A 15,987-nucleotide genomic window follows, 5' to 3' on the forward strand; every position below is an offset into this window, starting at 1 on the left:
GAAAAATGGCCCAGAGGGACCGGTGTAGCGATTGCCACGGCGGTGGCAGACGCCGCGATGCGGCGAGCATGGCTGGCAAAAGCCGAGCACCGGTTGTTGTCTTCCGGTGCCGCCGCGTGTACCAAAACCTGTAAAGAAAGAACGGGGACACAGCGGGTTCCGGCGCCGAGCGCCGCCCGCCCAACAGGGAGCTGATATTGCGGATCATCGGCGCATTTGTCGTTCTTGTCGTGCTATGGCTGCTGCTGTCGGGCATCTACACACCGATGATCGTCGGACTTGGCGTGGCCTCGGCCGGGCTTGCGGTACTGGTGGTGCGGCGGATGGACCTGGTAGACAGCGACCCGGTTGAGCTGGCGCTCAAGCCGCTGGGTTTTCCACTGTATCTTTTTTGGCTTCTGGGCGAAATCGCCAAGGCCAACTGGGCGGTCACGCGGATCATCCTGGCGGCGCAGATGCCGATCAGGCAGCATCTGTTCGCGGTTCAGGTGACCCAGAAGACCGATCTGGGGCAAGTGATCTTTGCCAATTCGATCACGCTGACGCCGGGTACGATCACGGTCGAAACCGAGCCCGAGCGGTTCCTGGTGCATGCCGTGGCCTATACGCCTGGCACGATCGGAGAACTGACCGAGATGGATCGGCGCGTCAGCGCGGCGGAGGCCGTGTGATGTTCGTTGTCGCCACTATCATGATCATACTGGGGATGGTGCTGACGCTGATGCGGTTGTTCGGCGGCCCCACGGTGTATGACCGGGTGCTGGCGGTGAACCTGTTCGGCACGCTGACGGTGCTCCTGATCGCGGTGAAGGGGTTCCTGTCGGGACGGCCGGATTTCCTTGATATCGCTTTGCTTTACGCTTTGATCAACTTCGTCGGCACGATCGCGGTGCTGAAGTTCTTCCGCTATCGCGCGATCGGCGATTACGCCCGCACGCGGGATGACGAGGAGGAGCAGTCATGAGCACCGCGGCGCTGATCCAGGAAGTGCTGAGCTGGGTGCTGGTCGTGAGCGGTGCGTTCTTCGCACTGGTCGGCGCCTTCGGGACCTGGCGGCTTCCCGATTTCTGGTCGCGGCTACATGCCGCTTCGGTCACCGACAGCGCCGGGATGATCCTGTTGATCGCGGGCATGTGCCTGCAGTCGGGATTGACGCTGGTGACGGTCAAGCTGATCGTGATCGGCATTTTCCTGTTCATCACCGGGCCGACGGCGACCCACGCGGTGGCCAACGCGGCGCTGGTCTCTGGGCTGCGCCCGCGCGAGGCCGAAGGGCTGATCGCCGCCGAGCCGGAGCCGCTGACCGTGGCGGGCGGCGCGGAAGGTGACGCCGAGGGCACGAGAAAAGAAACGGCAGGTGCGGCATAGAGACTTTCATCGATATCGCGCTGTTCACCATGCTGGTGATGACCGCGCTGGCGATCGTCCGGACCCGGCGGCTGTTCGCCACGGCGATGCTGTCGGGTGTGTTCAGCCTGCTGTCGGCACAGCTTTTCGTGGTGCTCGACGCGGTCGATGTGGCCTTTACCGAGGCGGCGGTCGGAGCAGGTATTTCGACCGTGCTGATGCTGGGCACGCTGGCCTTGACCGGCCGGGTCGAGAAACGCTCGACCCATTCGCCTTTCCTGCCGCTGCTGGTGGTCGGGATGACCGGGGCGGTGCTGATCTACGGCACGCTGGACATGCCCAATTTCGGTGCTGCGGACGCGCCGGCGCAGACCCATGTGTCGCCTGATTATCTCGAGCGCAGCCCACACGAGATTGGCGTGCCCAATGTGGTGACGGCAGTGCTGGCGAGCTACCGCGGCTTTGACACGCTGGGTGAGACGGCGGTGGTGTTCACTGCCGGGATCGGGGTGCTGTTCCTGATCAGCGCGCTGCGCCGGCGGCGCGAGACGGGCGACAGCGGAAACGACAGGAAAGGGGCGTGAGATGCGGCACCACCTGATCCTGCGGGTCGTGACCAAGCTGCTGGTCGGCGCGATCATCCTGTTCGCCCTTTACGTCCAGTTCCACGGCGATTTCTCGCCGGGCGGCGGGTTCCAGGCGGGGGTGATCATGGCAGTGGCTTTCATCATCTATGGAGTGGTGTTCAGCCTGCGTCAGGCACAACGCGTGTTCCCGCCCTGGCTGGTGCACAAGTTGCTGGCGCTGGGCGTGCTGATCTATGCCTTCACCGGTTTGGTCAGCATGGCGCTGGGCTATGAATACCTGAACTACGGCGCCTTTACTCCGCATCATCCCGAGCACGGCCAGCACTGGGGTATCTTGATCGTCGAACTGGGCGTTGGCGTCACCGTGACCGGCGTGATGGTGGCGATCTACTATGCGTTTGCCGCGCGGCCCCCGACGATCAGCGACAAGGATTGGTGAGCATGGCTGCCTTCACGCTTGAATTCATTGTTGGTCACGTCAACTACTGGCTGTTTACGGTCCTGATGATGACCGGGCTCTATATCGTCGTGGCCAAGGGCAATCTGGTGAAGAAGATCGTTGGGCTCAACGTGTTCCAGACCTCGGTCTTCATGCTCTACATCTCGATGGGCAAGGTCACCGGGGGCACTGCGCCGATCTTCCCGACAGACATGCAGATCGACCCGGATACGGTCTATTCCAACCCGCTGCCGCATGTGTTGATCCTAACGGCGATCGTGGTGGGGGTCGCCACCACCTCGTTGGGGCTGGCGCTGATCGTGCGGATCCAGGAGCAGTTCGGCACCATCGAGGAGGACGAACTCCTGGAGATCGAAAAGGCGATGGCGGCCGAGGACACCCGCCTGCACGGCGAAGCCATGGGCGGACTGGCCTGATGGCGGCGGGCAGAGCGACCAACGCGGCGGAACCGGGGGCGGCGCAGGACGCCGGTCATGCGGTCGAGCATGTGGCGCTGACGCTGGCCGACCAGTTGCCGATGCTGCTGATCCTGGTGCCGTTGGTGGCGGCGCCGCTGATCGTGCTGCTGGGGTCGCGCCGGCTGGCCTGGCCGCTGGCCTATGGCGCGGCGACGGCCAGTTTCGTGATGGCGGTTTTTCTCTTGATGCGGGTTATCGGCGGCGAGGTGATCTCGTACCACATCGGCGGCTGGGCGCCGCCGTTGGGGATCGAATACCGGGTCGATTCCGCCAACGCCTTCGTGCTCTTCCTGGTGACCGGAATCGCTACGGTGGTGCTGCCTTACGCCCGCACCAGCGTCGCGGCCGAGGTCGACGGGCAGCACGGAACGCTGTTCTATGCCATGTTCCTGTTGTGCTTCACCGGACTTCTGGGCGTGGTGATCACCGGCGATGCATTCAACGTCTTCGTCTTTCTCGAGATCTCGTCGCTCAGTACCTATGTGCTGATCGCCGCCGGCGCGGTGCGCGATCGCCGGGCGCTGACGGCAGCCTATGACTATCTGATCATGGGCACGATCGGTGCGACGTTCTTCGTCATCGGCCTGGGTCTGTTGTACATGGCCACGGGCACGCTCAACATGGCTGACATCGCCGAGCGGATCGCGGATCAGACCGGTAACCGCACGGTGCGGGCGGCCTTCGCCTTCATCGTGGTCGGCGTCGGGCTCAAGGCGGCGATCTATCCGCTGCACCTGTGGCTGCCCAACGCCTATACCTATGCGCCCTCGGCGGTGACCGCCTTCCTGGCGGCGACCGCCACCAAGGTGGCGATCTACGTGCTCATGCGGTTCATGTTTTCGGTGTTCCAGCCGCTCTATCTGGTCGAAGTCAAGACGCTGGAATTCATCATCATTCCGCTGGCTCTGCTGGCGATGTTCGCGGCTTCGGTCATCGCCATCTTCCAGACCGACCTGAAGCGGCTGCTGGCCTATTCCAGCCTGGCGCAGATCGGTTACATGCTGCTGGGGATAGGATTTTTGAGCGAGACTGGGCTGACGGCGGCGATCGCACATCTGTTCAACCACGGCATCACCAAGGCGGCGTTGTTCATGGGCGTGGGCGCCCTGGTGCTGCGGTTCGGCAATTCCTATTGCGACGGGGTGGCCGGGGCGGGCCGCACCATGCCCTGGACCTCGGCCGCGATGGTGATCGGGGGGCTGAGCCTGATCGGGGTGCCGGGCACGGCCGGGTTCATATCGAAATGGGTACTGGTGCAGGGCGCGCTGGAGGCCGGCTGGTGGCCGGTGGCGATGCTGATCGTACTCAGCTCGTTGCTGGCGGTGGTCTATGTCTGGCGCATGATCGAAACCCTCTACCTGCAGCCGGCGCCGGAGCGGGCAGCGGCGGGCGAAGCGCCGCTGTCGATGCTGGTGCCGATGTGGCTGATGGCCTTGGCCTGCATCTGGTTCGGGCTCAATACCGAACTTACGCTGGGTGCGTCGCTGAGCGCGGCCAAGGGGTTCATGGCCGGCTCGCCGGGCCTGATACTGGCGGGGCACTGAAATGGATACCTGGACGGCCATAGCGCTTTCGATGCTGATCCCAACGGCGGCGATGGTGCTGAACCTGCTGCTGCGCGACCGGCCCAACCTGCGTGACGGCATGACGCTCGCGGCCGCAGTGCTGACCTTCCTCTGCGTGCTGGTCGTGCTGGGTAACGAAGGCAGCGGCACGACCGAAAAAATGGTGCTGAGCGAGGTGATGCCGGGGATCGAGCTTGCCTTCCATGTCGAGCCGCTGGGCCTGATGTTCGCGCTGATCGCATCGGGCTTGTGGATCGTCACGCATCTCTACGGTATCGGCTACATGCGCGGCAATTCGGAGAAGAACCACGCCCGGTTCTTCGCGGCGTTTTCACTGGCGATCGCCAGCACTATGGGCGTGGCCTTTTCAGCCAACATGTTCACGTTGTTCCTGTTCTATGAACTGCTGACGGTATCGACCTACCCGCTGGTCGCGCACAAGGGTACGCCCGAGGCCATTCGCGGGGCGCGGACCTATCTGGGGATTCTCATCGGCACGTCGATCGGGTTGCAGCTGGTGGCGGTGATCTGGACCTGGAATTTGACCGGGACGCTGGACTTCGAGCTGGGCGGCATTCTCGAAGGTCACGTGGCAGGGATGATGGTGCCGGTTCTGCTGGGGCTCTACGCCTTCGGCATCGGCAAGGCGGCGTTGATGCCGTTCCACCGCTGGCTGCCGGCGGCGATGGTGGCACCGACGCCGGTATCGGCGCTGCTGCACGCTGTGGCGGTGGTGAAGGCCGGGGTTTTCACCATGCTGAAGGTCGGCGTCTATGTCTTCGGAATCGACTTCCTGGCCGAGACGGGGGCCAGCGACTGGCTGATGTGGCTGGCCGCGTTCTCGATTGTCGCCGCCTCGGTGGTGGCGCTGACCAAGGATAACCTCAAGGCGCGGCTGGCCTATTCGACGGTCAGCCAGCTGAGTTACATCACGCTGGGCATGGCGCTGGCAACGTCGATGGGGGTGATCGGCGGTGGCATGCATATCGCGATGCACGCGATGGGCAAGATCACTTTGTTCATGTGCGCGGGCTCGATCTATGTCGCCACGCATCGCACCGAGATCAGCCAGATGACCGGGCTGGGCCGGGCGATGCCGGTGACGTTCTTCGCCTTCCTGATCGGGGCCCTGTCGATCATCGGCCTGCCGCCGCTGGGAGGGTCGTGGAGCAAGTGGCTGTTGATCATGGGGGCCGCCGATACCCAGGAGTGGGTGATGATCGGGGTGCTGATGGTGTCGTCTCTGCTGAACGTGGCTTACCTGCTGCCGCTGGTGGGCAAGGGCTTCTTCCTGCGCGGAAACGAGACGCAGGACCAATGGGGCGAGGCCGGGTTGCTGGTCTGGCTGCCGCCCTTGATCACCGCGCTGGGTTGTCTGGTGCTGTTTTTCTATGCCGGCGCGCTTCAGGCGTTCCTGATGCCGCTGGTGACGAAATGACGGAGGGGGAAATGAGCCAAGACAAGCATGAAGACACCGACGCCTTTCCCTGGCTCGGGCGGCGACTGCTCTGGCTGGATAACCGGCGCAACGTGAACCGTATCGTTTATGCGCTTTATGGTCTGTGCGCGGCGCTGTTCCTGGCCGACTTCTTCTACCACAAGCATGTCTATCTGGGCGTCGAGGAACTGCCCGGGTTCTATGCCGTCTATGGCTTTGTCATGTGTGCGATGCTGGTGATCTGTGCCAAGGCGATGCGGGTGATCCTGATGCGGCGCGAGGATTACTATGCGCCGCGCGATGTCGAGGCCGAGGAATACCCCGAGGACCAACTGGACAGGGCCGAGCACGATGCCTGAGATGATGCCCACCGCCCTGCTGTTTTTCCTTGCAGCAGCGATCCTTCCGGTCCTGCCGCAGTACTTGCGCGCCCTTCTGCTGCTGGCGGTTCCGGTGCTGGCGGGCATCATCCTCTGGAACATACCGGAGGGCATGCTGGCGCAGGTTGGTTTCATGGGGCTCGAGCTTGAGTTCATGCGCATCGACAGCCTCAGCCGCATCTTCGCGTTGATCTTCTGCCTCGCTGCCTTTCTCGGCAATCTCTATGCTTGGCATGTCCGCGACCGGGTGCAGCAGGTGGCCGGGCTGATCTATTCCGGATCGGCTATCGGTGCCGTCCTGGCGGGCGATCTGATCACGCTCTTCTTGTTCTGGGAAGGCACGGCGATCGCCTCGGTCTTCCTGATCTGGGCGCGGCGCACGGAAGGAGCTTATCACACCGGCCTGAGGTATCTGATCATCCAGATCGGATCGGGCGTGATCCTGCTGGCGGGCGCCGTGCTCTACCACGCCGAAACCGGAAACTTTGTTTTCGAACGTATGCAACTGGGGTCGCCCGCCACATGGCTGATCTTCCTGAGCTTCGGGATCAAATGCGCCTTCCCGCTGCTACATAACTGGTTGCAGGATGCCTATCCCGCGGCCACCGTTACCGGCACGGTGATCCTGTCGGCCTTTACCACCAAGTTGGCGGTCTATGCGTTGGCCCGTGGTTTTGCCGGCACTGAGATCCTGATCTATATCGGGGCGGCGATGACGCTGTTCCCGATCTTCTATGCGGTGATCGAGAACGACCTGCGCCGAGTTCTGGCCTACAGCCTGAACAACCAGCTGGGGTTCATGGTGGTCGGCGTGGGCATCGGCACCGAACTGGCCCTCAATGGCACGGCGGCGCATGCCTTCGCCCATATTCTCTACAAGGCGCTTTTGTTCATGAGTGTCGGCGCCGTGCTGTTCCGCACCGGCACCGCCAAGGGCTCGGAACTGGGTGGGCTTTACAAGACCATGCCGCTGACCATGGTTTTCTGCGTTGTCGGCGCGGCCTCGATCAGCGCCTTCCCGCTGTTCTCAGGCTTCATCTCGAAGTCGCTGATCCTGTCGGCTTCGGTCAAAGAGCATTACTATATTGTCTGGGCGGTGCTGCTGTTCGCCTCGGCCGGGGTGTTCCACCATTCGGGCATCAAGATCCCCTATTTCGCTTTCTTCGCCCATGACAGCGGCAAGCGCCCCAAGGAGGCGCCGCCGCATATGCTGCTGGCGATGGCGATCACGGCTTTTTTCTGCGTCTATATCGGGGTCAACCCGGAACCGCTTTACGCGCTGCTGCCCTATGAGGTGAAATACGAGCCCTATACCACCACCCACGTTGTCACCCAGCTGCAGCTCCTGTTCTTCTCGGCGCTGGCCTTTACCGTGCTGATGCGCACCGGGATCTATCCGCCCGAGCTGAAATCGGTGAACCTCGATTTCGACTGGACCTACCGCAAGGCCGGCCCGGCCATCCTGCGCTATCTGCGCGCCGTGGCTGGAGCGAGCGGCGCCTATCTGGGATCGGTGCTGAGCGGTTGGGCGATCGGCATCTTCCACCGCTTCCAGCATTCCACCGGTCCCGAGGGCCGGCTGGCGCAAAGCTGGCCAACCGGCGCGATGGTGCTGTGGATCGCCATCCTGCTGGGCGTGACGCTGGTGGTGAGTTTCCTCAGCTGAGCACTGCTCAGACCCAGGCGCCCCAGGCCAGCCCGGCCAGCACCGCTCCCAGTACGGCATAGCCGATATAAGCGGCGAAGACCCGCGGTTTGACCAGGGCCCAGACGGCGACGGCGGCGGGGATGCAGCTGACACCACCGGCGATCACGAAACTCATCGCCGCGCCGGGCGCCATGCCTTGTTCCAGGAGCCCCGCGACCAGCGGCACGGCGGCGTAGCCGTTGAGATAAGCCGGTGCGCCGACAATGGCGCCGAGGAAGATGGGTTTCAATCCTTCGCCGCCCAGCACGCCCGCGATCATGTCGGCAGGGATGTAGTGGATCATGATCGCTTCGATCACATAGGCCAGAGCCAACCATTTCAGAAGGAAAACAGCATTTTCGATGAAGCTGTCGCGGAAGGCGGTGCGGCGTTCGCTCTCGTCCCAGAACTGCCATCGAGGCTGGCCGGAGAACGGTTTCTTGACGCCGCAGCAACCACCTACGGCTGGCTTTTCGCGCAGCGGGTCGACGAAGACGGGGGAGGATTTCAGGGCCATCGTGCCAAAGCCTCCCAAGGCGCCGATGCCAATGGCGGCAAGGGTCTTGGCGGTGGCGAATTCCAGACCCAGCGTGCCGGAGGTGATGGCGAACATCGCCGGGTCCATCAGCGGCGAGGCCAGCCAGAACGCCATCACGGCCGAAAGCGGCGCGCCGACGGCAAGCAAGGCGGCAATGAAGGGAATGACCTCGCACGAGCAGAAGGGCGACAGCCCGCCGAGCAGCGCTGCCATCACGATCATACGCGCCTCGCGGCCCTCAAACGCCTTGGCAAGCAGGTTCTCGGCACCGGTTGCCTTGAGATAAGCCACTGCCAGGACGGCAAAACCGATGAAGGGAGCGGTGTGCAGCAATGCGCCGAGGCCGAAGCTGACTGTCGGCAGGAACTGCGGCGGGTCGAGCACCAAGACGGCCAGCAGGATCAGCCCCAGGGCGAGCCAGGCCTTGTCGATCTTTCTCAGTGTAAATTTCTGCGGTGATTGGGAAATGTCAGTCATGGTCGTGGCCCTTGTCGCAGGTGTCGGCATCGGCGCAGCATTCGCGCAGCAAGAACTGTGACAACGCCTTGAGCTCGTCATAAGCCACGGCGGCGCAGATGATCTGGCGGCCTTGGCGGGTCTGGGTGACGAGCCCGGCCTGGGTGAGGATTTTCATGTGATGCGTGAGTGTCGAACCGGTGACTCCGGTGCGCTGGCCAAGCTCACCAATGGTCAGCCCGTCGGGTCCGGCGCGGACCAGACGGCGCAGCACCGACAGGCGCTGTTCGGAACCGAGCGCGGCGAAGGTCGAGGCCGCGAGAGCGAGGCTGAGATCGGTGGGGTCAGATTGTTTCATGTTTCGAGAAATATGGAAATGTTCGGTATCTGTCCAGTCATTTCGAGAATTTTTGAAATATTGGGTTCCGTGCCGGTCTGGGGTAGGTTGCCGTCATGCAGGACCTGACCGAGGACATCCGGGCCTGCCGGCTCTGCGCCGGTGATTTTGCCCGCACCAAAACCGCGCATTTGCCACGACCGGTGGTGTGGTTCTCGCCCGACTCGCGGGTGCTGGTCGCGGGCCAGGCGCCGGGGATGCGGGTGCATGAGACGGGTCTGCCGTTCAACGACGCCTCGGGCGACCGGTTGCGCGCCTGGATGGGGGTGGACCGCACGGCATTCTATGACCGGAAACGTTTCGCAGTGGTTCCCATGGCGTTCTGTTTTCCGGGCTATGATTCGAACGGCAGCGACCTGCCGCCGCCGCGGCGTTGTTCGGAGACCTGGCATCCCCGCGTGATGCAGGCGTTGTCTAAACTGCGGCTGAAGATCCTGGTGGGCGGCTATGCCCATCGTTGGCATCTCGGGGTCAAAACCGGGGTGTCGGAGACGGTGCAGCGATGGCGCGCCCTGCCGGAAGGCGTTTTCGCCTTGCCGCATCCCTCGTGGCGCAATACCGGGTGGCTGAAGAAAAACCCGTGGTTCGAGGCAGAGGTGGTCCCGGCGCTGCGGCAGGCAATCGAAGAGGCGCTGGCATGAGCGAAACGCCGTTGGACATGGCGCATGGCGCGATGACGGCCGCACCGGACAATGATGCGGAGCGGCTGCGGTTCTACGATGCGCTGGCCGACGCCACGCTGTTTCTGCTGCTGGAGTGTGAACCGGAGGGCGAGGCGGTCGAACCGCGAACCCTCGAGGTGGAAGGCGCGACGTTCGTGCTGGCCTTCGACAGTGAGGAGCGGTTGGTGGATTTCGCCGCACAGACAGCACCTTACGCGGCGTTGTCGGGGCGGGCACTGGCCGGGATGCTGAGCGGACAGGCGCTGGGGTTGGGACTCAACCTCGATGTCGCCCCGTCTTCGGTGCTGTTACCGGCGGCGGCGATGGACTGGCTGGCGCAGATGCTGGAGACGAGCCCGGACGAGGATCGGGCCGGGGTCAGGGCGTTGGTGCCACCGGACTTGCCCGAAACGCTGGTCACAGCGCTGGAGGCCAAGCTGGCGCGGGCGGGTGGTCTGGCACGGCAGGCCTGGCTGGTCGGGGCGCGATACGTGGACGGGCGCGCGGGCCATTTGCTGGCCGTGCTGGACGCGACGCCGGGGGCTCAGGCGGCGTTGGCCAAGGCGGTCGGTGAGGCGCTGGTGTTCTCGGGGGCCGAAGCGGGCACGCTGGACGTGACCTTCTGGCCGGAGGACAGCATGATCGCAGCGCGGCTGGCGGACGTCGGTCTGCGATTCGACCTGCCCGTACCGGAGGCGGAGGACGCGGTGCAGGTGCCGGGGGCCGCACCGGGGATGGACCCGAGTAAACCGCCGAAGCTTAAATGACGGGTTAACGGACCGGTCCGCGCGGCGGGCCATGCCGGGCGCTGTCCGTGCTGCGATGCGGCGATGGACCGAAGGCGGGGCCCGCGTCGCAGGGTGGCGCCGCCGGGGTGTTCATCGGGTCGCCGGCCGGGCGGCGCTCAATAGCCGGCGTCGCGATCGACGAGATGCAGGAACGGTTCGCCCGCCTCGCCGCGGCGGATGTTCTCGGCGATGACCTCGGAGGCCGGGCCAGGGCGGGTTTCACTGGCGATATGAGGGGTTACGGTGACACGTTCATGCGCCCAGAACGGGTGATCAGCGGGCAGCGGTTCGGTGCGGAAGACGTCGAGCGTGGCGTGAGCGATGTGGCCGGCATCGAGGGCGGCGAGGAGCGCGTCGTCGTCAATCAGCGTTCCACGGCCAGGGTTGATGACGAAGCTCCCGGGCGCCATGAAGGCAAGAGTGTCGGCGTTCAGTACGTTCTCGGTGGCAGGCGTGTTGGGTAGCAGAAGGATCACGATTTCAGCGCCTTGCAGAGCGGTTTTGAGGCCGTCATGGCCATGGTGGCATGTGATATCCGCAACCACTTTCGGTGTGCGCGACCAGCCGGAGACGGCGAAGCCGAGATTGGTCAGGGCGCAGCCGCAGGCGAGGCCCAGCTCGCCCAGGCCGAGGATGGTGACGGGACGGTCCGCCGCCATCGGCGGGACCTTGGGATCCCAGCGATTTGAAGGGTTTACGATATGGGCGTCGATGCCGAGATGGTGGCGCAGGGTGTGGCCGGTGACCCATTCGACCATGCCTTCGGTCAGACCGCCACCGACCATGCGGGCCAGCGGAATCCTGAGGGTCGGGTTCGGGGCGACATGCTCGACCCCGGCCCAGAGATTGAGGACCGCTTTGGCGCGGGCGTAGGGGGTGAAGTCCTGCAGTTCGGAATTCGGTGCATAGACGATGTAGTCGACCTCTTCCGGTGCAATTTCCGTTGTGAGACAGAACTTTAGGCCGGTTTTTTCAAGTGCAGCGCCGAGTGGGGCTTGGTATTCGGCCCAGCGATCGGGTTGGGCAGCAAAGAGAATGTTGACGGTCATGTCGGGCCTTCCGGATGGGATGTTGCGGCGCAGAGTGGCCTGCCGTTAACGGAGTTTCAAGCCACCGGTTGAGACGGTTAACGGCGCTGCACCGCGGAATAACCACGGTATGGCAGCCTGGCTGGCAGGTTGGCTGGCAACCTGTCTGGCGCCGCGGTGTGGCAATTCTTAAGGGAAATTTAGTCAATGCAGCGTGCGGTCACGGCGAAGGGGGCCATTGCGAGGCAGCTCGGTGGCGGTGCGGGATAGCCACGGAGTGATCGGAGCCGATACCTGACCAGCTTCGGATGGCACTCCGCAGCGCGTTCGATGCCGCCACTCTCCCCAGGACCCACCCGGTCGTAGGGGCAGAGGCCTCCCTGTCGATCCGGCCTCTGCCGGACCGGGCCGGGTGATGGCGGAGGCTGTCGCGTCGCGCGCGCTGCAGAGAGGCGGGTTCAGTCCTCTCTCAGGGTTTCCGCCACCAGCTCGCCCAGGCCGATTACTTCGTAGTCGGATTCGTACTCGTCGAGCCCGTCCTCGAACACCCCGCGGCAGTTGGCGCAGGGAATAACGATGGTCTCGATATCGCCGATATCGTCGATCTGCTTGAGCTTCTGTTCGAACGCCTTGAGCCGAAGTTCTTCGGCCCGCTCGTTGGCGGAGACGCCGCCGCCGCCGCCGCAACAGAGGTTGGCGATGCCGGCGCCTTTCATCTCGACGAAATTCGACGCGCTGTCGGAGAGCAGCCGGCGCGGTTCCTTCAGCACGCCACCGCGGCGGATGAGCTGACAGGGGTCGTGCAGGGTCATCTTGCGGCTGTCTTTCTTGCCCGGGGGGATCTTGCCTTCGCGGCGCAGCTTGTCGAGTAGTTCGACGATGTGGATGACCTCGAACTTGAAGGGGCGGCCGATCAGGTTGGGCCCGGCCCAGCGGATGGCGCCATAGGCATGGCCGCATTCCGGGGCGATCACGTATTTCACGCCCAGGCGTTCGGCCTCGTCGACAATGCGTTTCACCAGGTCGCGCGCCAGCGGGCCGAAGCCGATCTGGACACCGACATTGGTGGCCTCGTAGGCCGCGGTCGACAGGGTCCAGGTGACACCCGCCTTCTTGAAGATCTTGGCGTAACCGCCGATGATTTCAGGCGAAGCCATGATCTCGTGCGAGGAGAAGATTGCCAGGTAGTCGACGCCGTCCTGATCGACCGGGATCTCGAGCCCGGTTTCGGCTTTCTGGCGTTTGACCTGCGCCAGCAGCGCCTTGGCGGTCACGCCCATCGGGCTGGAGGTGCGTTCGACATTCTCGCGCGCCCGGGTCAGGCCTTCGGGCACGATGCCGGCGGCGGCATAGCCTTCGCGCATCTTGCGGATGGTGCCGGCGATGTCGATGCCCATCGGGCAGACCAGCGTGCAGCGGCCGCACATGGTGCAGCTGTCATAGACCAGCGGCTCCCACTCGCGCAGTTCGTCCTCGGTCACTTCCGGCGGGGTGAGGCCGAGGATCGACAGAACCCCGCGCAACGGCGCCTTGTGGCGCTTGTAGGCCTTGACCAGCGGTTGCAGCTTGTAGGTCGGCGTGTGTTTCGGGTCCTTCGTGGCCTGGTAGAAATGGCAGGCCTCGGCGCATTCGCCGCAATGGACGCAGGCCTCGAGATAGGAGGCGATGTCGCTGTCGGTCTGCGCCAGAAGGGTGTTGACGGCGGTGGTGGCTGCTTCGGTCATGGGTTCATGCCTTTCCGGCCGTATACGGCGCCGGTGGCCCCGCGGGAGAGGAAGAAGGTGAAGCTGTGCATCAGGCGGCTGAACGGGAAGTAGATCAGCCAGATGTTCACCAGCCCCATATGCAGGATGCGCAGGCTGTCATGGGCCTCTTGCAGGGCAAGGCAGCCCGACAGCATCACCAGGAAGGTGAGCCAGCTGCCGACATGGTCGTCCCAGTCGGAAATCAGCCGCATCACCGGGTCGGAGAAGCGACGCACCCAGAGGACGATGAGGCCGGCGAAGCTGATCTCGGCCGCGATGATGAACGCCCAGCGGGGCATGGCGGGCCACAGCTCGATGCCGAACAGACGCTCGGCAAAGGCGATGTGCGGCGCCGCAAACAAGAGCAGCGCGAACAGACCGAGGTGAAAGCCGTAGCCGCCCAGCAGGTGCATCCAGGTGCGCTGGGCAAACAGGCCGCGCGGGAAGAAGTGGCGCAGGTTGCCTTTGAAAAAACCGGTGACGGCCGAGCCGCGGGCAGGGGCGATATCCTTCTTCCGGCCAATGCGGATGATACCGACGAGGCGCCAGAGGGCGGCGACGATGAAGACCGCTGCCGAGAAGTAGAAGAACGGGCCTTCGACGAATTCGAGAAGTGTCATTCTGCGGCCTCCGGGTTTGCCTGTGCGATTGCGCCGGTCTTATGGTCGACCTTCTTGCCGGTCACTTCCTCGTACCAGAGATCATGGTGTTCCTTGGCCCAGTTCTCGTCGACCTCGCCGCGCAGCATCGAGTCGATCGAGCCTTCCATGCCGATCGAGCCGACATAGGCGTGGCCCAGGGCGATGGCGATCAGCAGGATCGCGCCGCCGGCGTGCAGCACGGTGGAAATCTGGTGCCAGGCGAGCACGTCGGTGACCCAGGGGAACAGCAGCAGCATGCCGGTGGCGCTCATGATCAGACCGACGATGACGACGATCCAATACCAGGTCTTTTCACCGAAATTGTAGTGGTTCGAGCTGGCATGGCCGCCCAGCAGGCCGCCCCCTTTGAGGATCCATTTCAGATCCGCCCACTGGAAAAAATTGCCCTTCATGAAGCGGAAAATCATGATCAGCAGCGCCAGGATGAACACCGGCCCGAACAGGTTGTGGCCCTGCAGCGAGGCGCTGGCCATGATGGCGGTGGCGTCCTTGCCGATGTAAGGGGCCAGCAGCGGGCGGCCGAGCAGGATGATCAGCCCGGTGATCGCCATGATGATGAAGCTCGCGGCGAGATACCAATGGGCGATGCGGTGCGCCATCGAGAAGCGGGGGATATACTTGCCGCTTCGGCCGGCCTCGATCCTGATCTTGCCGCGGATGAGGCGGAACACGACCAAAAGCCCGAGCACGCCGGCGAGCACCCAGCCGGCATAGGGCAGGATGTAGTCGCGGCGGATGTGGCGCCAGTCTTCGCCCAGCATCTGGATGAGGCGCGAGTTGGCCGCGGTTGAGGACGTGCCGCCGGCGATCCCGCCTTGCAGTTCGCGCATGAGGTCTTCGTAGAGCGGCACGTTGCGACCGGGGGCAGCGGGCAGGTCGGGGCCGCCCATGTCCTCGGCACCGCGGATCTGACGCCAGATATCGGCATCGGACGCGCCGCCCAGCGCGTTCGAGGGGCCGCTGTCTTCTTCAAGTGGGGCGGCCTGGCCCGGTGGGCGCACCGAGCTCTGGGCCTGTGCGGCATCGGCCAGCAGCAGGCCGGAAAGCATCAGGACCCCGGTCAGCAGAACTGCGGTGCGAATGAAGCGTCGGAAATTTTTCACTGTCTTTTTCCCTGATTGTCTCAGGTGTGCAGGATGCGGGCCGCGTCGATGCGGCCCGCCCCGTCAGGCTTGCTCAGATGGCGGGATCAGCCGCCGCTTTTCTGGCCATATGCCGTGCCCCAGCCCCAGGCACCCGAGCCGAAGCCGCGGGCGACCACGCGCTCGCGGTAGACATCCGACACGTCGTCGGCGTCGCCCGCCAGCAGGGCCTTGGTGGCGCACATCTCGGCGCAGATCGGCAGCTTGCCTTCGGCAAGACGGTTGCGCCCGTATTTCTGGAATTCGGCTTGGGAGCCGTCTTCCTCGGGGCCACCGGCGCAGAAGGTGCACTTGTCCATCTTGCCGCGAGAGCCGAAGTTGCCGGCCTGCGGGTACTGCGGCGCCCCGAAGGGGCAGGCGTAGAAGCAGTAGCCGCAGCCGATGCAAAGGTCCTTGGAGTGCAGCACCACACCGTCTTCGGTGGAGTAGAAGCAGTCCACGGGACACACCGCCATGCAGGGCGCGTCCGAACAATGCATGCAGGCCACCGAGATCGAGCGTTCGCCCGGGGTGCCGTCATTGATCGTCACGACCCGGCGACGGTTGATGCCCCAGGGCACTTCGTGCTCGTTCTTGCACGCCGTGACACAGCCGTTGCATTCGATGCAGCGTTCGGCGTCACAGAGGAATTTTACTCGTGCCATATC

19 protein-coding genes are annotated in these 15,987 nt (G+C 64.1%); 12 read left to right on the top strand and 7 right to left on the bottom strand.

Annotated elements, in window-relative coordinates; translation table 11 throughout:
* Positions 1–197 precede the first annotated feature (197 nt).
* From NO357_RS19735 to NO357_RS19780, 10 genes are read left to right on the top strand one after another with little or no spacing between them, the layout of a single operon-like run.
* On the top strand, positions 198–671 hold the full coding sequence (locus NO357_RS19735) for a Na+/H+ antiporter subunit E (protein ID WP_306737464.1): 474 nt from the start codon (positions 198–200) through the stop codon (positions 669–671).
* On the top strand, positions 671–964 hold the full coding sequence (locus NO357_RS19740) for an MrpF/PhaF family protein (RefSeq protein WP_306737465.1): 294 nt from the start codon (positions 671–673) through the stop codon (positions 962–964). The genes NO357_RS19735 and NO357_RS19740 overlap by 1 nt, the downstream gene beginning before the upstream one ends.
* Complete coding sequence (gene mnhG / locus NO357_RS19745) at positions 961–1,368, top strand: monovalent cation/H(+) antiporter subunit G (protein ID WP_306737466.1); 408 nt, start codon at positions 961–963, stop codon at positions 1,366–1,368. The genes NO357_RS19740 and mnhG overlap by 4 nt, the downstream gene beginning before the upstream one ends.
* 14 nt (positions 1,369–1,382) lie before the next feature.
* Positions 1,383–1,931 carry a DUF4040 domain-containing protein gene (locus NO357_RS19750; RefSeq protein ID WP_306737509.1) on the top strand — a complete coding sequence of 183 codons (549 nt, stop codon included), beginning with the start codon at positions 1,383–1,385 and terminating at the stop codon, positions 1,929–1,931.
* 1 nt (position 1,932) lies between these two features.
* Complete coding sequence (locus NO357_RS19755; protein WP_306737467.1) at positions 1,933–2,373, top strand: Na(+)/H(+) antiporter subunit B; 441 nt, start codon at positions 1,933–1,935, stop codon at positions 2,371–2,373.
* Positions 2,374–2,375: 2 nt separating this feature from the next.
* A complete protein-coding gene (locus NO357_RS19760) occupies positions 2,376–2,810 on the top strand; it encodes a cation:proton antiporter subunit C (protein ID WP_306737468.1) in 435 nt (144 codons plus the stop codon).
* Positions 2,810–4,396, top strand: a complete 1,587-nt coding sequence (locus NO357_RS19765) for a monovalent cation/H+ antiporter subunit D family protein (protein WP_306737469.1) — start codon at positions 2,810–2,812, stop codon at positions 4,394–4,396. Before NO357_RS19760 ends, NO357_RS19765 begins: the two co-directional genes overlap by 1 nt.
* Position 4,397: 1 nt before the next feature.
* Positions 4,398–5,855, top strand: coding sequence for a proton-conducting transporter transmembrane domain-containing protein (locus NO357_RS19770; RefSeq protein WP_306737470.1), 1,458 nt, complete (start codon positions 4,398–4,400; stop codon positions 5,853–5,855).
* Positions 5,856–5,866: 11 nt separating this feature from the next.
* On the top strand, positions 5,867–6,214 hold the full coding sequence (locus NO357_RS19775; protein ID WP_306737471.1) for a hypothetical protein: 348 nt from the start codon (positions 5,867–5,869) through the stop codon (positions 6,212–6,214).
* Positions 6,207–7,901 (top strand): Na(+)/H(+) antiporter subunit D, encoded by a 1,695-nt coding sequence (locus tag NO357_RS19780; RefSeq protein WP_306737472.1) that lies wholly within the window; start codon positions 6,207–6,209, stop codon positions 7,899–7,901. Before NO357_RS19775 ends, NO357_RS19780 begins: the two co-directional genes overlap by 8 nt.
* 7 nt (positions 7,902–7,908) lie before the next feature.
* Here the strand turns inward: NO357_RS19780 and NO357_RS19785 are convergent, their stop codons facing one another.
* Both NO357_RS19785 and NO357_RS19790 read right to left on the bottom strand, forming a co-directional pair.
* Complete coding sequence (locus NO357_RS19785; protein ID WP_306737473.1) at positions 7,909–8,937, bottom strand: permease; 1,029 nt, start codon at positions 8,935–8,937, stop codon at positions 7,909–7,911.
* Positions 8,930–9,274: an ArsR/SmtB family transcription factor gene (locus NO357_RS19790; protein ID WP_306737474.1), complete on the bottom strand. Its 345-nt coding sequence runs from the start codon at positions 9,272–9,274 to the stop codon at positions 8,930–8,932. The genes NO357_RS19785 and NO357_RS19790 overlap by 8 nt, the downstream gene beginning before the upstream one ends.
* Before the next feature lie 95 nt (positions 9,275–9,369).
* On the opposite strand from NO357_RS19790, the gene NO357_RS19795 reads away from it, so the two are divergent.
* Together NO357_RS19795 and NO357_RS19800 are read left to right on the top strand one after the other, a co-directional pair.
* Positions 9,370–9,954 carry a uracil-DNA glycosylase family protein gene (locus NO357_RS19795; RefSeq protein WP_306737475.1) on the top strand — a complete coding sequence of 195 codons (585 nt, stop codon included), beginning with the start codon at positions 9,370–9,372 and terminating at the stop codon, positions 9,952–9,954.
* A complete protein-coding gene (locus NO357_RS19800; protein WP_306737476.1) occupies positions 9,951–10,742 on the top strand; it encodes an SseB family protein in 792 nt (263 codons plus the stop codon). The genes NO357_RS19795 and NO357_RS19800 overlap by 4 nt, the downstream gene beginning before the upstream one ends.
* Positions 10,743–10,879: 137 nt before the next feature.
* Here the strand turns inward: NO357_RS19800 and NO357_RS19805 are convergent, their stop codons facing one another.
* From NO357_RS19805 to fdh3B, 5 genes are all read right to left on the bottom strand, one after another.
* A complete protein-coding gene (locus tag NO357_RS19805) occupies positions 10,880–11,812 on the bottom strand; it encodes a 2-hydroxyacid dehydrogenase (RefSeq protein ID WP_306737477.1) in 933 nt (310 codons plus the stop codon).
* A gap of 437 nt (positions 11,813–12,249) precedes the next feature.
* Positions 12,250–13,515, bottom strand: a complete 1,266-nt coding sequence (locus NO357_RS19810; protein WP_306737478.1) for a (Fe-S)-binding protein — start codon at positions 13,513–13,515, stop codon at positions 12,250–12,252.
* Positions 13,512–14,156, bottom strand: coding sequence for a hypothetical protein (locus tag NO357_RS19815; RefSeq protein WP_306737479.1), 645 nt, complete (start codon positions 14,154–14,156; stop codon positions 13,512–13,514). The genes NO357_RS19810 and NO357_RS19815 overlap by 4 nt, the downstream gene beginning before the upstream one ends.
* Complete coding sequence (locus tag NO357_RS19820; RefSeq protein WP_306737480.1) at positions 14,153–15,301, bottom strand: formate dehydrogenase subunit gamma; 1,149 nt, start codon at positions 15,299–15,301, stop codon at positions 14,153–14,155. Before NO357_RS19820 ends, NO357_RS19815 begins: the two co-directional genes overlap by 4 nt.
* Positions 15,302–15,387: 86 nt before the next feature.
* The gene (gene fdh3B / locus NO357_RS19825) at positions 15,388–15,984 is read right to left on the bottom strand and encodes a formate dehydrogenase FDH3 subunit beta (protein WP_306737481.1); all 597 of its coding nucleotides are present in this window, start codon (positions 15,982–15,984) and stop codon (positions 15,388–15,390) included.
* Between the last annotated feature and the right edge of the window lie 3 nt (positions 15,985–15,987).

This window comes from Marimonas arenosa (assembly GCF_030848945.1).
In the GTDB taxonomy this organism is placed as follows: Bacteria; Pseudomonadota; Alphaproteobacteria; order Rhodobacterales; family Rhodobacteraceae; genus Marimonas; species Marimonas arenosa.